Source organism: Streptomyces sp. NPDC001443 (genome assembly GCF_053597355.1).
This window is the reverse complement of record NZ_JBSFIA010000042.1, coordinates 16660-32705: the sequence shown is the minus strand read 5'-3', so window position 1 is coordinate 32705 and position 16046 is coordinate 16660. Positions and strand designations below refer to the sequence as shown.

Annotated in this window: 13 protein-coding genes and 3 pseudogenes; 8 read left to right on the top strand and 8 right to left on the bottom strand. The window is 67.9% G+C overall.

The window, feature by feature from the left end:
• The first annotated feature begins 206 nt into the window (after positions 1 to 206).
• Positions 207 to 641 (top strand): DUF2750 domain-containing protein, encoded by a 435-nt coding sequence (locus ACWC24_RS33610; RefSeq protein ID WP_450666690.1) that lies wholly within the window; start codon positions 207 to 209, stop codon positions 639 to 641.
• Positions 642 to 656: 15 nt separating this feature from the next.
• On the opposite strand, the pseudogene ACWC24_RS33605 reads toward ACWC24_RS33610, so the two are convergent.
• From ACWC24_RS33605 to ACWC24_RS33595, 3 genes and pseudogenes are all read right to left on the bottom strand, one after another.
• Positions 657 to 1546: pseudogene (locus ACWC24_RS33605) on the bottom strand (IS5 family transposase).
• 19 nt (positions 1547 to 1565) lie between these two features.
• Entirely contained in the window at positions 1566 to 2264 is a 699-nt protein-coding gene (locus tag ACWC24_RS33600) for a type 1 glutamine amidotransferase domain-containing protein (RefSeq protein ID WP_450666689.1), read from the bottom strand.
• Positions 2265 to 2488: 224 nt separating this feature from the next.
• Positions 2489 to 2935, bottom strand: coding sequence for an SDR family NAD(P)-dependent oxidoreductase (locus tag ACWC24_RS33595; protein ID WP_450666688.1), 447 nt, complete (start codon positions 2933 to 2935; stop codon positions 2489 to 2491).
• A gap of 171 nt (positions 2936 to 3106) precedes the next feature.
• On the opposite strand from ACWC24_RS33595, the gene ACWC24_RS33590 reads away from it, so the two are divergent.
• The 6 genes from ACWC24_RS33590 to ACWC24_RS33565 all read left to right on the top strand — a co-directional run bounded on the left by ACWC24_RS33590 (position 3107) and on the right by ACWC24_RS33565 (position 11228).
• The gene (locus tag ACWC24_RS33590) at positions 3107 to 5515 is read left to right on the top strand and encodes a SpoIIE family protein phosphatase (RefSeq protein ID WP_450666687.1); all 2409 of its coding nucleotides are present in this window, start codon (positions 3107 to 3109) and stop codon (positions 5513 to 5515) included.
• Between the two features lie 499 nt (positions 5516 to 6014).
• On the top strand, positions 6015 to 6233 hold the full coding sequence (locus tag ACWC24_RS33585; RefSeq protein WP_168497133.1) for a ferredoxin: 219 nt from the start codon (positions 6015 to 6017) through the stop codon (positions 6231 to 6233).
• A complete protein-coding gene (locus tag ACWC24_RS33580) occupies positions 6230 to 7633 on the top strand; it encodes an NAD(P)/FAD-dependent oxidoreductase (RefSeq protein ID WP_450666686.1) in 1404 nt (467 codons plus the stop codon). Before ACWC24_RS33585 ends, ACWC24_RS33580 begins: the two co-directional genes overlap by 4 nt.
• A 151-nt stretch (positions 7634 to 7784) precedes the next feature.
• Positions 7785 to 8963 (top strand): cytochrome P450, encoded by a 1179-nt coding sequence (locus tag ACWC24_RS33575; RefSeq protein WP_450666685.1) that lies wholly within the window; start codon positions 7785 to 7787, stop codon positions 8961 to 8963.
• A gap of 23 nt (positions 8964 to 8986) precedes the next feature.
• Entirely contained in the window at positions 8987 to 10033 is a 1047-nt protein-coding gene (locus tag ACWC24_RS33570) for an NAD(P)-dependent alcohol dehydrogenase (protein WP_450666684.1), read from the top strand.
• A 205-nt stretch (positions 10034 to 10238) separates the two neighbouring features.
• The gene (locus tag ACWC24_RS33565) at positions 10239 to 11228 is read left to right on the top strand and encodes a diacylglycerol/lipid kinase family protein (protein ID WP_450666683.1); all 990 of its coding nucleotides are present in this window, start codon (positions 10239 to 10241) and stop codon (positions 11226 to 11228) included.
• A 666-nt stretch (positions 11229 to 11894) separates the two neighbouring features.
• Here the strand turns inward: ACWC24_RS33565 and ACWC24_RS33560 are convergent.
• Positions 11895 to 12464, bottom strand: coding sequence for a GAF domain-containing protein (locus tag ACWC24_RS33560; protein WP_450666682.1), 570 nt, complete (start codon positions 12462 to 12464; stop codon positions 11895 to 11897).
• Positions 12465 to 12545: 81 nt separating this feature from the next.
• Here ACWC24_RS33560 and ACWC24_RS33555 point away from each other — a divergent pair.
• Positions 12546 to 12768 (top strand): annotated as a pseudogene (locus ACWC24_RS33555) (nucleotidyltransferase family protein); the annotation flags it as partial.
• Positions 12769 to 12803: 35 nt separating this feature from the next.
• Here ACWC24_RS33555 and ACWC24_RS33550 read toward each other — a convergent pair.
• The 4 genes and pseudogenes from ACWC24_RS33550 to ACWC24_RS33535 all read right to left on the bottom strand — a co-directional run.
• Positions 12804 to 12985 (bottom strand): annotated as a pseudogene (locus ACWC24_RS33550) (ISL3 family transposase); the annotation flags it as partial.
• 268 nt (positions 12986 to 13253) lie between these two features.
• Positions 13254 to 13841 (bottom strand): TetR/AcrR family transcriptional regulator, encoded by a 588-nt coding sequence (locus ACWC24_RS33545; RefSeq protein WP_450666681.1) that lies wholly within the window; start codon positions 13839 to 13841, stop codon positions 13254 to 13256.
• Between the two features lie 188 nt (positions 13842 to 14029).
• Positions 14030 to 14737, bottom strand: coding sequence for a hypothetical protein (locus tag ACWC24_RS33540; protein ID WP_450666680.1), 708 nt, complete (start codon positions 14735 to 14737; stop codon positions 14030 to 14032).
• Positions 14738 to 15296: 559 nt separating this feature from the next.
• Complete coding sequence (locus ACWC24_RS33535; RefSeq protein WP_450666679.1) at positions 15297 to 15920, bottom strand: malonic semialdehyde reductase; 624 nt, start codon at positions 15918 to 15920, stop codon at positions 15297 to 15299.
• Positions 15921 to 16046: the final 126 nt, after the last annotated feature.

The window sequence follows — 16046 nt, the reverse complement described above, 5'->3', positions numbered from 1 at the left end:
GTGCTCGCTGGAGGCGGTGGAAGCTCGACGAGGAGGGTCCGCGGTCCGCGCGGGCGGCCGTCCGGCAAGGATCCGCGGCAGTGCTCGTCGGCCTGGCGATGCTGCTCTACGGGTTCTCAAATGGCTGACTCAGGCCGGCGAGCAGACGGCAACGGCGAGAGGCCGGCTCCGAGAAGCTTGGCGACGCTTCCGTGGGCAGAAGACAGATGAAGGGGGACCCTGGGTCTGACCTGGGAATCTCTGCCTTGAGAACTCCTGACGATATGCGTGTGGGGGGAACGGTAGGCTCGGTGTCCATGAGTCAGAGCGGTTCGCAAGCGGCGGCATTCTTCCGAGACATCCGCCGAAGCAGACTGGTCTGGCTTGTCCGGGACGACGACGGAAGCCCGACTCACCTCTCCGCGGACGGCACGCGAAGTCTCCCCTTCTGGTCGACCTCGCCCCGCGCCCAGAGGGCAGCGAAGATCTGGGGGCATGGACTCCGCGTCGAGTCGATGCCCTTGGGTACCTGGTGTGATCTCGTACTGCCCGATGCCGCCCGGGATGGACTCGCGATCGGCATCAACTGGAGTGGGCCTCGCCTGGTCGGCTGGAGCTTCACTCCCGAAGAAGTCCTCAACCGGCTGGCGGCGGCCGACTAGGCGGTTTCGTTTGGATCATCGTGCGGACCGGAGGAAGATGCCGGCGATGTGGAGTCCGGCCAGGTAGATGGTGGCGGTCTTCTCGTAGCGGGTGGCGATGCCTCGCCATGGCTTGAGTCGGTTGATACACCGTTCGACGGTGTTGCGCTGCTTGTAGGTCTCGCGGTCGAAGGCCGGTGGTCTGCCGCCTCGGCTGCCGCGCCGAAACCGGTGGCCGCGCCGGTCGGCCGGGACGGGGATCACGGCACGGATGCCGCGCCGGCGCAGGTGATCGCGGATCGCGCGGGAGGACTACGCCCTGTCGGCCAGGATCACGTCCGGTCTGGTGCGCGGCCGACCGCGTCGTCGGGGAACACGCAGGCGGGCCATGACATCGGTGAAGGCCGGTGCATCGCCCGCCTGTCCGGCGGTGAGGACGGATGCCAGGGGCCGGCAGCGGGCATCGGCAGCGAGGTGGATCTTGGTGGTCGGTCCGCCGCGGGAGCGGCCGATGGCGTGGTCGTCGGGTCCGCCGGCCGGGGCCCCTTCTTGCGGGCCCCGGCCGCATGCTGGTGGGCCCGCACGATCGTGGAGTCCACCGAGACTGCCCAGTCGAGGCCCTCGCCGGCGTCGGCCTGGGCCATCAGCGCGGTGAAAACGCGCTCCCAGGTGCCGTCGACGGCCCACATCCGCAGCCGGTCGTAGACGCCTCGCCAGTTGCCGTACTTCTCCGGCAGGTGCACCCACTGGGTGCCCGTCTGGAACTTGAAGGCGATCGCGTCGATCACCTCCCGATGATCCCGCGGGCGGCCACCCGGCACCGGCGTCCGGTCCGGAAGCAACGGCTCGATCCGCGTCCACTGCGCGTCAGTTGACGGCACATCCGGACCAACGATCCGATGATCTAAACGAAACGGCCCAGTCATGTCCTGAACCGCTTGGAGTTCATCGTTTGAGGACTTCCAGGAGCCGGTCGGCCAGTACCCCGGCGGAGTGCGGGTTCTGGCCGGTGACCAGGTTACGGTCCTCGACCATGTAGGGCTCCCAGATCGGGCCCCGGCTGTACTCGACGCCGATCTGCTCCTTGAGGGCCGTCTCCAGCAGCCACGTCGCCCTGGGGGCCAATCCGACGGCTTCCTCCTCCTCGTTGGTGAAGCCGGTGACCCGGTAGCCCTTGAAGGGCGATTCGCCGTGGATGCGGGTGGCCAGCAGCGAGGCGGGAGCGTGGCACACGATGAAGAGCGGTTTGCCGGAGGCGAGTTGCGCCGTCAGCAGCCGGCCGGTGTCGGCGTCCCAGGCCAGGTCCGCCATCGGGCCGTGGCCGCCCGGCAGGTACACCGCGTCGTAGTCCTCCAGCCGGACGTCCGACAGCGCCAGCGGCCGCCGCATCACCTCCGCGGAACGGATGATCTCCTCCAGTTCCAGGGCGCCGTCCTCGCCACCCGCCATGGAGGGGCGCAGGCTCATCATGTCGACGTTCGGGACGACACCGCCCGGCGTCGCCACGACCACCGCGTGGCCGGCTTCCGTGACCTTCTTGTACGGCACCGCGAACTCCTCGGCCCAGTACCCGGTCGCATACCGGGTGCCGTCCTTGAGCACCCAGTACGTCGCACCGCTCACGATGAAAAGCACAGTCGCCATCGGGCCCACCTTCCGGCCTCGTTCATGCGATCCCCACCAAAATCGTAGGCACAAGGCGAGACCGTTGCATGTGAGGAATGCGGGAGCCGCGGAACGGGGCCCGCCGGGCGCGTCCTCGTCCCGAAGCAAGTTGGGCGAGGGTGCCGCCTTGGACTGATGTGGTTCTCACCTGCGCCGATGGTCCGCAAACATTCGCGCTTGTCCGCCGGTGTTCGTTGGCACTGTCACGCAGTTGGACACTCACCGCGCTGCAGCCGGAGGCGGCACGGCTCCTGCTGGGGAGCGTCACCGTGGCTTGGCAGCTCTCTGCTGTTCGCCATAGGCTGGCCGAAGCTCTCACAGATCTCAATGAAGGTCCACTGAGTGCCAGGGGCTGATGCGAACGAGGCGAACGACCCCACGTGCTCGCCACTCATGGCCACATCCAACGTGCCCTGCTCGCCTCTGCGTACACGGCCGAACGCGGCGGCCTGCCGGGCGACATCGGGGATCTCCCCCGTCTCGGCGAGATCCCCGACGACCACGCCCGCGCACTGGCCTCCACTCGCCGACGCGGCGACCCGTGCCGAGGGACGGGCGTGGACGACCACGTCATGCCCCTGCGTGGCCAGCTCGGTGACCGTTGCGCGGCCGAGCCCGCCGGAGGCTCCCGTCACCAAGACCAGGGCCATGCAGCTCGGCCAGTGTCCACCCGGCGGGACACCATCTCCGCTGGTGCGGGCGCAGGTCCGCGGGATCTGGAGGAACCACCTTCGGTCGGCCTACGGGGGTCGGGTTGCGGGTTGCGGCTTTGGCCGAGGCGCGCCGCAGGAAGAGCGAGGGCAGGCTGGGAGGGGACGGAGGTGATTTCCGTGGCAGGCGATGATCCGCTGATGGTCGTGGACGGCTCGGGCATCGTGGTGCAGTGGAGTCGCCAGGCGAAGGCACTACTGGGACGTGGAGCGGATGAGATGCTCGGGCGGTCCATCACTCCTTGGCTGGCCCGCGCAGCAGCTGTGGCTGACCAGCAAGCGGAACCGAACCGAGCGGAACCGAACCGAGATGAAGTGGCGCTGCACGACGCGAGCGGCCACGTTGTCGCCAAAGACTTGCGGGTGCGGCCCCTGCCACGTCAGGACGGCTCTTTGGTCTGGGGCCTCTTCCAGGCGCCAGCTTACGGAGCACCGGCGCCTGATGGAGGCTCTGTGGTGCTTGAGGCCTTGTTCACCCAGGTACCGGTTGGCCTGTACGTTCTGGACGCGGGGTTGCAAATAGCGGCAGCGAACGTCGTCGCACGGACGATGTGCGGCGGGACCCTGGAACGGATCCTTGGGCGCCGGCTCACCGACGCTTACGAGTTCTCGCCCCCCGGCGAGGTGGAGGCGATGCTCCGCGCGGTGCTGGACAGCGGGGTGCCCTCCCCGGAGCGCGTGGTGTACGTGTCTCCCAGGGGTGTTTCGGACCCACCGCACATCATGGACGTCTCGGCATTCCGCCTGGAGGACCGGCACGGTGCGATTCTGGGGGTGGCGGCAGTGCTGGTTGCTGCCGGCGACCGTGAGCGGGCGCTTGCCAGTCTTTGTGTCTGGGACTCGGTACGGGAGCGGGTGGGACAGACCCTCGACGTGGTGGCCACCTGCCGCGACTTGGTCGAGGCCCTCGTACCAGGCTTCGCAGACGCCGCCGTGGTGGAAGTGGTGGATGCCGTGGTGCGGGGTGAGCAACCCCCGCTCGCTCCTCTCGATCAGGGTGTCCCCTTGCGCCGCGTGGCCTTTCGGCAGGGGGATGTCGAGCAGCAGGTGCAGGCGCATCCGGTGGATGACGTGCGCGCCCTGCCGTTTCCGACCCCCTACGCACAAACTCTGGCCGACCTCAAGCCTCGCGTTGTCCCCCTAGGTCCTGACACGCCCTGGCTGGCGGCCGACCCCCTGCGTGCCCGCGCGATCCGCGCCTCCGGGGTCCGCTCACTTCTCGTGATGCCTCTGACGCTGTACGGCACCGTGATCGGACTGATCAGCCTGTATCGAACGGAGCACGCTGGTGCCTTCGACGAAAAGGATGTCGCCATCGCCAAGGAAGTGGCTGACTACACGGCCCTGTGCATCAATGACGCCAGGCATTACACCCGCGAGCATACGATCGCCACAACCATCCAGCGCCATCTGCTGTCACCATGGCGGCCCTCGGACCCTACCCTCGAAACCGCCTCGTTGCTCGTGCCCGGCAGCCAGGGAGCGGGCGGCTGGGTGGACATCTTCGCTCTGCCGAACGCCCGTACCGCGCTGGTGGTCGGCGAGGTTGCCGGAGAAGGCATCCACACCGCGGCCACGATGGGCCAGCTGCGGACCGCCATCCACACCCTGGCCGCACTCGACGTGGACCCCGACGAACTCCTCGCTCGCCTCAACGACACCGCAACGCGCCTGGCCAGTGAACGGGCTGCGCTTCCCCCCGGTGATCCCTTGCGCCATCAGCCGCTCACCGCAAGCTGCGCGTATGCGGTCTACGACCCCATTGCCCGCACCTGCACCATCGCCCGGGCTGACCATCCCCCACCGGTGATCACCCACCCGGACGGCACCACCGAGATCTTCGATTACCCCAGTGGACCTCCGCTGGGCAGTACCGAAGGACCGCCTTTTGCCGCCACCACGGTTGGCGTCGCCGAGGGCAGCATCCTCGCCCTCTACACCGTCTCCCTCCTGTCCTCCTGCCCATCGGGCCACCCGGGCAAGGTGGACTCCCTCCGGGAGGTGCTGGGGGACCGCCCTGAGCGCCCCGTGCAGGAGATATGCGATGACGCCCTGTACCGGTTGCGCGGGAATAGCCGTCCCACCGATACCATCCTTCTCCTGGCCCGGACCCGTGCCATTCCCTCTGACGAGATCGCCACCTGGCATCTGGACCACCATCCCTCGGCCGCCGGCACGGCGCGCGCTCATGCCCGAGAGCAGCTGGCCACATGGGGAGTGGCCGACGAGACCGCGTATGCCACCGAAGTGATCGTCAGCGAACTGGTGACCAATGCCGTCCGCTATGGCTCTCCGCCCGTGCGACTGCGCATCATCAAGCACCGCGTCCTTACCTGCGAGGTCCAAGACACCGGTGCCCTCGCACCACGCCTGCGCCATGCCCGGACGGTCGACGAAGGCGGACGGGGCCTGTTCATCTCCGCGCAGCTCGCACAGACCTGGGGCGTCCGCTACACCTCCGACGGCAAGACCGTCTGGACCGAACAACCTCTCCCGCTGCAGCCAGACAGGTCGGGATAGCTCTGGGATCGGGTCGTTTATTCGACAACCCGGCTCCGATGCCAGGCGCGGCAGTTCAGCCGGAGGGCGCGGTCGAATGGCGGAAGAGCGGGACCCGCCTCCGGTACATACGCTGACTGTGACCTCCGGTGGGTAGCGGTCAGGAAGGAGCCGACCTGGACTTCGAGACCATTCTCCGCTCGGATGTGTGGTCGGCGCAGATGGGACATGCCCTGGAATGACAGCTGCCCTGAGAGATGTCTTCCGTAATAGCGGATTTGCGGTCGCCGAAAAACGGGGCGAGGATTTTTTCAGGGCAGAACGGCCGGGGCAGACCTTGATGCCGACACCATCGGATGCATACCGAAATCTCGGGACCGTGAGGCTCACCGGCAGTGAGTGTCACCGCGAAGGTACCGCCGTGGCGAAGAAAATCGAACATACCGGTGCTCAGCGGTGGCGTCGGCGGGGGCGACGGGTGGGCTGTCCAGCTGGGCGGCAGATCGGAAGGAGTCTGCCCATGCGGATCGCCGTGGACCTGAATCGGTGCCAGGGATACGCACAATGCGTGTATCTGGCACACGAGGTCTTCAGATTGACTGGCCAGGAGGCGCTCACCTACGAGCCGAACCCCGATGACGAGCGGCGCCTGCAGGTTGAGCGAGCCGCTGCGGCGTGTCCGGTGCAGGCGATCGTGATCGACCGCTTGGACGGCGCGGAGGGGAGCGCGACGTCATGACCGTGCGGGCAACGGTCGCAGAGCTGGTGCGGGAGTTCAGAGCCAACGGCCGGATCGTCATCGTCGGTGCGTCCCTGGCCGGACTGCGGGCCGCCGAAGCCCTGCGTGAGGAGGGCTTCACCGGCTCTCTGACCATCATCGGGGACGAGCCGTACGAGCCCTACGACCGTCCTCCGCTGTCCAAGCAGGTGCTCAAAGGCTGGGTGCCGGCCGAGCACACCAAGCTGCCCCGCCTGCGAGAAGTGAATGCGGAGTGGCGGCTCGGGGTGGCCGCCACCGGATTGGACCGTGCCGCCAAGCAGGTGCGCCTGGCCGACGGCAAGCAGATCCCGTACGACCGGTTGCTGATCTCCACGGGCACCCGGGCGCGACAGTGGCCGAACCCGGACGAGGCCGCCCTGGAGGGGGTCTGCACGCTGCGCTCGCGTGATGACGCCGCACAGTTGCAGAAGGCGCTGGCCGCGACGCCGTCGCGGGTCCTGGTCATCGGCGCTGGGTTCATCGGCTCGGAAGTGGCCTCCGTCTGCCGGGAACTCGATCTCCCGGTGACCGTCGTCGAGCGGGGCTCGGCGCCGCTGGTCGGCGCGCTCGGCGGGGTGATCGGAGAGATCGCCGCGGAGATGCAGCGCGACCACGGCGTGGACCTGCGCTGTGGGCTGGGCGTGTCGTCACTGGAAGGCGACTCCGGCGGACACGTGCGGCGTGCCCACCTCTCGGACGGAACCACCGTCGACGCCGACGTGGTGGTGGCCTCGCTGGGGTCTATCCGCAACGTGGAATGGCTGGAGGGCGCCGGGCTGGCGTCCGGTTTCTGGGGCGTCGGTTGCGACGCCGGCGGCCGCGCCTTCGACATCAACGGCGTGATCACCGACAGCATCTACGTGGCAGGGGACGTGGCGCGCGCGCCTCACGTGCTGTACGAGTACCAGTTCCTCGCGATGGAGCACTGGGACAATGCCGTTCTCGGCGCCGAGGTCGCGGCCCACAACATGGTGAACCTCGAGCCCCACTATCGCCCGCATCTGTTGCTGCCCGGCTTCTGGTCCGGTCAGTTCGGCGTCAACATCAAGTCCGTCGGCGTGCCTCCTTTCGGCGACGAGATCCTCTTCACGCAGGGATCCGTCAAGGAGCGCCACTTCGCCGCCGCCTACGGTCGCCGGGGCCGCATCGTCGCCGCCGTCACCTTCGATCACGGCAAGTGGCTGGAGTACTACGGGAAGCTGATCGAGCAGTCGGGTCCGTTCCCGCCTCCGCCGCCGGGCTGGGACCAGCCGCCCGACATGAAGCCGATCCCGGCCGAGTTCCCACAACCCGGCGTCCCCACGGCGGTCCCCGACGTCGTCCTGACCGGCCACGACCCGAGCGAGCGGAGCGCCGAGTTCCGGTCTCGCCCTCGTTGACGCGCCCGCCGGGTCGGGCGTGCAAGCGGACAGCATCGACAGGAAGAAGGAGGGGAGCCTCGTGGTCGAGGAAACCCCCTGGCAGCAGGCCCTCCGCTACGCCAACCGCGCCAATCCGTACCCGTTCTACGAGGAACTCCGCAGGACACCGGTGGCGCGGCAGCCGGACGGCACCTACGTCGTCAGTACCTACCAAGAGATCGTCGCGCTGCTGCACGACCCACGGGTCAGTTCGGATGTCAGGAAGCTCCCCGTCCCGGTTGCGGCCCCGGCCGAGGGCTCGGCGGAGACCGAGCCGATCGCGGAGGCGGTCATCTCTTTGGAGCCGAACATCATCACCCAGGATCCACCCGAGCACGATCGAGATCGCCGGATGATGACGCCGCATTTCGTCGGTCCGCCCCATTCACCTCACCTGATCTCCGACCTCGAACCCGAGATCCGCCGCATTGTGGACGGCCTCCTGGACAACATGCAGGGCAAGACCCGGTTCGATGCCGTCGATGAGTTCGCCTACCCCCTGCCGGTGACCGTGATCTGCAAGGTCCTGGGCGTGCCGCTGGAAGACGAGCCACGTTTCCACAGCTGGATCGAGACGGCCCTGGACGCTTTGGACTTCGGCCCCGAGGCCGCCTCCGAGGAGATGCAGAGCCGACTGGCCGGGGGTCGCCGGGCCGTGGACGAGTTCGGGCAGTTCGCAACTGAGCTGCTCGACCGGTACGCGCAGCAGCCCGGCCCGGGCATGCTCTCGGCGATGGTGAACGAGGACGGCTCGGAGGGAGGGATGTCCAAGGGCGTGCTCGCGAGCAATGCCCTGCTGCTGATCTTCGCCGGGCATGAAACCACGGTCAATCTCATCGCCCACAGCGTGCTCACCCTGTTGCGGCACCCGGACGCGCTCGAGAAGCTGCGCCGCCGGCCCGAGCTGATCGTGCCCGGGGTCGAGGAGTTGCTGCGCTTCGAGTCGTCGGTTCAGTTCTGGCACACCCGCTCCGCCGTGGAAGACATCGACATCGCAGGCACCACCATCCCGAAGGGCGCGCCGATCTTCCTGGCATACGGCTCGGCGAACCGCGACCCGAAGCGGTTCGCCAACCCCGATGAGCTTGACCTCGAACGCCGGGACAACCAGCACCTCGGGTTCAGCCAGGGCATCCACTTCTGCTTCGGCGCTCCGCTCGCGCGGCTCGAGGTCCAGGTCGCGGTCGGCGAGTTCGTCCGCCGGGTGGAAAACCCCCGGCTCGTGGAGGACCCGCCGCCGTACCGCCACAACCAGATTTTCCGCGGCCCGCGCCACGTCCTGGTCGACATCGACGGGATCCGCGACTGAATCGGCATGCGTGAAGGATCGCTATGCGGGCTTTTCAACTGGTCGGATGGCAGCAACCGCCCGAGCTGCGCGAGGCGCCGGTGCCCGAGCCCGGGCCGGGGCAGATCCTGGTGAAGGTCGGGGGCGCCGGTGCGTGCCACTCCGATCTGCACATCATGGAGGCACCCGGACCACCACCCGGGTTCGCCACGGAACTGCCCTTCACGCTCGGCCATGAGAATGCGGGATGGGTGGAGAGGCTGGGAGCGGGTGTCACAGGATTCGCGCCTGGGGACCCTGTGATGGTCTACGGTCCCTGGGGCTGCGGGGTGTGCGCCAACTGCCGGGAGGGCCGGGAGAACTACTGCCAGAAGGGCAGTGGTCAGGGCGGGGGCCTGGGAGGCGGTCACGACGGCGGAATGGCTGAGTACCTGCTGGTCCCGGCGGCGCGATTCCTGATTCCGCTGGGCACCCTCGACCCCCGCCAGGTCGCCCCGCTCAGCGACGCGGGGCTGACCAGCTATCACGCCGCCAAACGGTCGCTGCGCCTGCTGGGGCCGGGCTCAACCGCGGTGGTGATCGGGGCGGGCGGCCTGGGCCAGATGGCCATCCAGATCGTGCGAGCGCTCAGCGCGGCAACCACTGTCGTCGCCGTGGACACCGATCCCGGCAAGCTGGAAACCGCCAAGCGCATGGGCGCGGACGAGGTGCTGCTCTCGGGCGAGGAGGCGGTCACGCGCATCAAGGACATGACGGAGCAGCAGGGCGCTCAGCTCGTGCTGGACATGGTCGGCACAGACCCGACTCTGCGCATGGCTGCTCAGGTGGCCAGGGCGCTTGGCCACCTGACCATCGTCGGTCTCGGCGGTGGAGCCCTGCCCGTCAACTTCTCGAGCCCGCCGCACGAGTGCTCGGTCGCCTCGCCCTATTGGGGCTCCCTTCCCGAACTGATGGAAGTGATCACCCTCGCCCAGCAGCAAAAGATCAAGATGCTGGTCGACCGCTTCCCCTTGGAACGCGCCCACGAGGCATACCAGCTCCTGCACGACGGCAAGATCCAAGGACGCGCCGTCATCACCCCCCACCCGTGAGTACTGTCATCAAGGCGACCGGGCTGGTGCCGTAGACCGCAACTGTCGGAGGAAACGTCATGGAGGCGGTGGCCGGTGCGATCGCTGGACCGGGCCGGTGGCGGACGGCACAGCCGGCAGCGGGCGTGGGAACGGCAGCTGTGTCGGCGCCTGTGGCTGCGACGGGCGCCGGGCTGATGAAAGCGGCCTGTCGGTGCTTGCCGTGATGGAGAACGCGTTCCGACCGGTGACGGCTGCGCGGCGGCCGTATCTGATCGTGAATCCCCGTTCGGGAGGAGGGAAGGCGAGCCGGTTCCGGATCGCGGAAAAGGCCCGTGCGTTGGGGGCTCAGGTTCTCCTGCTCGATCCTTCCCGGCCCCAGGACCTCGCGACCGTCGCCCGACGCGCGGTGGATGACGGTGCGGATCTGCTGGGCGTGGCCGGCGGAGACGGCACGCAGGCACTTGTCGCCGGGGTTGCCGCAGAGGCGGGTCTTCCTTTCCTGGTCATTCCGGCCGGTACGCGCAACCACTTCGCGATGGACCTCGGCCTGGACCGTGACGACCCTTCGGCCGCGTTGGAGGCCCTCACGGACGGCGTCGATCTGCGCGTGGATCTCGGGTTCGCCGACGGGCGGGTGTTCGTCAACAACGTGTCGTTCGGTGCCTATGCCGCCCTGGTGCAGGACCCGGCCTATCGGGAGGACAAGATCGGCACCGTGGTGCGGATCCTCCCGCAATTCCTGGCCCGCCACGAGGGCCCGGAGCTGGTGGTACGCGCCGGGCTGCTCACAGTGGACCGGCCTGATGCAGTGCTGGTGAGCAACAACCCCTACCGGGTCGATGACCCGGCCGGGCTTGCCAGGCGTGCGCAGCTGGACTCCGGGCTCCTGGGGGTACTGGCCGCCAGGGCGGAGACGCCCGCCGAGACGGCCGCCCGGCTGCGAGGTGGACAGACGCAAGGCCTGACCAATCTGGCCACCTCTGAAGAGGTTGTCGTCGATGCCGACATCCCGTTCGTCCCCGTCGGGCTGGACGGTGAAGCCGTCAACCTGGCGACTCCCGTGCGATGCCGGATCAGTCCCCGAACGCTACGGGTACGGGTTCCCCGCCATCGGCCGGGCGCCGCGCCCGCCGAGCGGCCGCCGGGCTGGGGCACCGTCCGGCGGGTGGCCTCGGCTGTCGCGCGAACTGTTCACGGCCGTCATACCGGCTGACCGAAGCCGAACCGGGCAGAGCGCGGACCTCCCCGGTCACCACGTGTGCACACGGCGCGCGGCCCTGCTGGCGACGCTCCGCGCAGCGCAGCACGTCCCAGACAGAACGGGGAGTTGCGGGATCTGCCGCGATCGTGGCGGACGACGGTGATCTGGGAGTGATGCCGAACGGGCGGCGACGCCGGAGCGAGCGTTGCCGCGGCCGTGCGGCTTTTCGCTGTTCGCCGCTGGCCGGCCGCTCCAGCTCCGGAGATCAGTGCTGGGGGTGCGGACGGTGGAACAGGGGGCGCCGCTGGGCGGCGGGGGCCGGCGGGGGCCGGCGCCGCCACGGTACCGAGGGCCAGTTCGTCCCGGCTGTCGGGAGCGCCGGCAGGAGCGGAGATACGCAGGCTGACACCGGTCCGGTCGGGGTATAGCTGGAGCAGCAGTTCTCTGCCGGTGCGGGGCTGTTTCACCGTGTAGGACGTCGGGAGCTGGCTCGCGAGTGCGGCCTTGTACCGCAGTCGGTAAGGCGCGGGAGCCAGCCACGGCACGGCTTCCCACACGCGGGCACCCAGCAGGCGCGGGATGCTCTCACCCAGAAGGTCGGCCGCAGTGTGGTCGGCGAAGGTGACCCGCCCCCGCACGTCAAGCCGGCAGACCCCTTCAGGAAGGGCGGCCATGAAGTCAGCTGCGGCCTGAGGGGCAGCCAATGCCGAGGGATGCGTGGGTGTCGGCGGCAGCAGACGCGCCGTGAGACCGGGCTGCAAGCAGTTCCCAGCCGGCGGCGGCGTCCTGCAGGAGCATGGCGATGCGACGGGCTGCGGTGGTGAACCGGCCCCGTGCCCGCGCATCCAGAGCGGACGATTTCTGAGAGAACAGCAGCAGCATGGCACCCCACACGCGGGAGCCTGCCACGATCGGCGTCGCCGCAACGGCGCCCACGAAGGGGAAGGCCAGGGCCAGCTGGGGATAGCGGCGGGCGAACTCTTCGCCGGAAGCGACCCACACCAGATGCCGCTGGAGTAGCGCCTCTGCAAAGGGGCCGTCGGTTACGGCAGCCACCCGTAGACGTCGCAGCAGACCGACAAACCCGGTGGGCATCCCGAGGCTCGCATCCAGGACTAGGACTCCCCCGCCGGGCTCGAGCAGGAAGAACACTCCCGCGTGCGCACCCGTACCAGCCACCGTCCGGGCCACTATCTGATCCAGCAGCTCCTGGACGGCAGCGGGCTGCAGGTCCTTGCCATTGGCCATCCGCTGCGCTCGCTTCGCGGATTCGTGCGCCTCCTCTGCATGATAGGGGGCGGTGCGGGCCCGCTGCCCGCTGCGACCGGTCCCGGCTGGTAGGTGACGGCGGGCTGCCGGTTTCAGACGCTGTGGAACGGGGTCACCGACAGGCTCCCGACCAACGGCATCAAGGACTGCGACGTCTTCTGCTTCGAAAGCGGCGACCTCTCCTGGGAAGCAGAGGACGCCGTGATCAAGGCGGTCAGGAGGTGTTCGCCGACCTGTCGGCCGAGGTGGAGATCCGCAACGAAGCCCGCAGCATCTCTGGCACGGTCGGCCGGGCCGGGCCAAGATGGACCCCCGTCTCCTCCAGTGATAACCGTGCACCCGTCCCGACGGCGCCCCGCACACCGGACAGACCGCAGTGTCCTGCGGAGTTCGTGCCCGCACCACGACCCGCTCGCCCTCGTCGACCACATCCTCGGTGATCAGTGGGGACAGCACCGAAAACACGTCTGCACAAGCTCGTTGACGTCCCTCACGCGGATGACAACGACCCTCACGACTCTGCGTCACCACCGAATGTGAGACAGGGCCGAATGTGAGACAGGGCCGTTAAATTCACTCCCGGCGCATGTTCACGACCCTGCAAGATTTCCGTGATGTCAGGCAGATGCTGCAGCGACGGGCTACGGCGCCGGTAACGCACCGTCGTGAAAAGCGCCTGCTCGAAGCAACCGAGCTTTCGCCAAAGCGTGCTGTGCGCACGCCGGTGTTCGTGAAGCAGCCAGGCGACATGCTCGACCAACCCGTGCGTCAGGCGCCGAGAGCAGGAATCGCCACGGCGTCGATGTACGAGGTGAGAAATTCCTGGGTGGCCGGCAGCTGGTCGATGACACTGCGGACGGTGAAGGCGCCGATCAGCGTGTGCAGCAGATACCCCTGCGCCAGGTTGTCCGGAGTGATTTCTCCGCGCGCGACGGCGCGTCCCAGTATCTCGCGCAGTTCCTCGGTCTCTGGCTCGATGATCAGCTCACGGAAGGCGCGCAGGACACCTGGGTTTTCATGCATCACCGTGGCCAGACCTCGCACAAGCGCGGAGTTCTGCTCCATGCGGAAGTCGCCCTCGCGTGTCACCGCCGCGTAGAGGTCGCCTCTGAGAGAACCGGTGTCGACGCCGTCGGCGTGTGGCTTCTGGTGCCGGATCGCCCCGGCGACAAGATCGGCCTTGCCGCCCCAATGGCGGTAGAGCGTTGCCTTGCTGGACCGGGTTCGGGAGGCCACGGCGTCCATCGTCAGGGCGTCGTATCCGACTTCCCGAAGCAATTCGAGCACAGCCGTGTACAGCTCGGCCTCTCGCTCAGGCGTGATCCGGCTGCGACGCGCCGCTGCGGCTTCAGCCACCCCACTCACCCTCTCCGCTCCGCATGTGCAGCTCCGCAGATACCCTCGAAATAAACGAAACCGTTTCGTACGCACTTCGTGTTGCCGACCGACTGCCTGCCGCAACAGCAGGCTCTCGGCCCATCGGCCGCGACGGCGGCGGGCGAGGCCTGGACGCATTCGTCAGGCCAAGCCCCGGGACCGTCCTCTCACTGAAGATTCGTATCGGTACCGCCACCATCATTCGGAGAGTCCCGCCGATTCCTCTCAGTCGAAGGGGAGGGACCCTCGCGTTCGTCCAGCAACTCAAGCAGCGCGGCGTCCGCCTTCCGCCTGTCCTCCTTCGTCAGTTCAAGAGGTGCGTTGCTGTAGACGGTGTACTGATCGGGATCAATGATGTTAGCGGCCCTCAAGGTGAACGTCAGAAGCGTGCACCATCCCTTGCGGTGGCCGAACCTTGCCTGAACCTGGACCTTGTAGTCACGGGGCTCCGCAGCGAATCCGGAAAATGGTGCCTCGAACTCGATGAGGAGCTGCTGCGCTTCCCTGCCTGCCACGGCGAATCCGGCTGGCAACTCCGGCTCGTCCTCCGGACCGGGTTGGAGACGGGACGGTGAAGACACCCACAGGAGTGGCAGATGAGAGGCAGGCTCATCGGGGAAAGCCAGCCTGAGATCCTGCACGACTATCGGCTTGGCGCCGGTGTTGTGAAGGACGAGCGGAAGCCTCAGGCGAGCAATGCGGGCGTGGATGATCGCAGCAAAGGAATGGGGCTCCCAGGACTTCAAGCGCCCTTGTCTGGCGTTGATCCACCAGAAGGAGGCGACGGTAAACATCAACGCGCAGACCGACACCACGCCGGCGCCAGGAATCGATGGAAATGCATCCTGGACTGCTGCGGAAATCGGCAGGAACACAAATTCAGTGTGCCAGCCTCAGACTGCACATGCTAACTCGGTGACGCGGACTCCTGGCGGCCCAGTTGCAGCCCTCGGATCACGGCGCGCAACGACTTTTGTGCTCTCACCCTTTTGCCGAGTCGCATGGCGAGGGCGGCAGGCATGCACTTCACGCGGTTGCTCACAGGTCTTCCCTTCAGCTCAGAATCCGCAGGCGCTCGGGTCACTGATGTGATGCGCGGGGGCAGCGTTCGGCCACAGCAGTGCGGGACATCCCTTCCTGCGCATCGGTCGGCCCTGCACTGCGCCGGCAGACACGCAAGAGGCGTCGGTGCATTGGGCACCCCCAGGTTCCATACGTTGCACGGAACCTCTCCCCGGAGGTTCCTTACAACGTACGGAGAGTCGAAGTTTCCGCCAGGGAGGGGCGAGAGGAGGCGACTGACGCGCCACACGTGAAGACGGCCCCGGCCTAGCTGGGGCGTCCTCGTAAGGTTCAGCGGTAAATGGGCACCGGTCCTCGGGCGAGCACCGGCGCCCGCGGCATGACGCCTCTCCCTACCAGGCGGCGGTGCCCTCAGGCGTAGGCGACGGCGTCCTCGACGGGCACGCGGGGCAGCCGCGGGAACCACGGGTCGACACCGGGGTGACCGATGTTGACCACCAGGTGCGAGCGCCAGCTGGAACCGGCGAAGAACTCCCCGTCCACGCCAGTCCTGTCGAAGCCCGCCATGGGGCCGGCCGCGAGTCCCGTCGCGCGGACCGCGAGCAGGAAGACTCCGGTCTGCAGTGCCGAGTTGTAAGCCGCGATGCTCTCGCGCGCGTCGGTCTGATCGGCGAACGCCGCTCGCAGCATCTCGCCGCGGGCCGGGAAGACGGTCGGCATCTGCTCGTGGAAGTCGACGTCGTACGCCAGGACCGCCACGGCCGGCGCACGGAGCGTCTTGGCCCTGTTGCCCTCGTCGAGATGCCGGACCAGTCGTTCCTTGCCTTCGTGGGTGCGCACGAAGAGCACGCGCAGAGGCTGGCCGTTTGCGGCGCTCGGCGACCAGCGGGCGAGTTCCCAGATCATGGCGAGTTCGTCGTCGGCAACGGCTACGTCGGCGAAGGTGTTCGCGGTGCGTGCTTCGGTGAACAGCACCTTTCGTCCGGCGTCGTCGAGGACGTCGAGGGTCTGCGGTTCGCGGTCGGTCATGCTCATGGTTTCTCTCTTATTTCGGTTGTGCGGTTGGTGTGGTGCCGGGGCAGGTTGACCGCCCCGGCACCACGCGGTGGGGACGGGGTCTGCTGCGCGGGGCAGGCACAAGGACCCGGCACTGTCACGTGG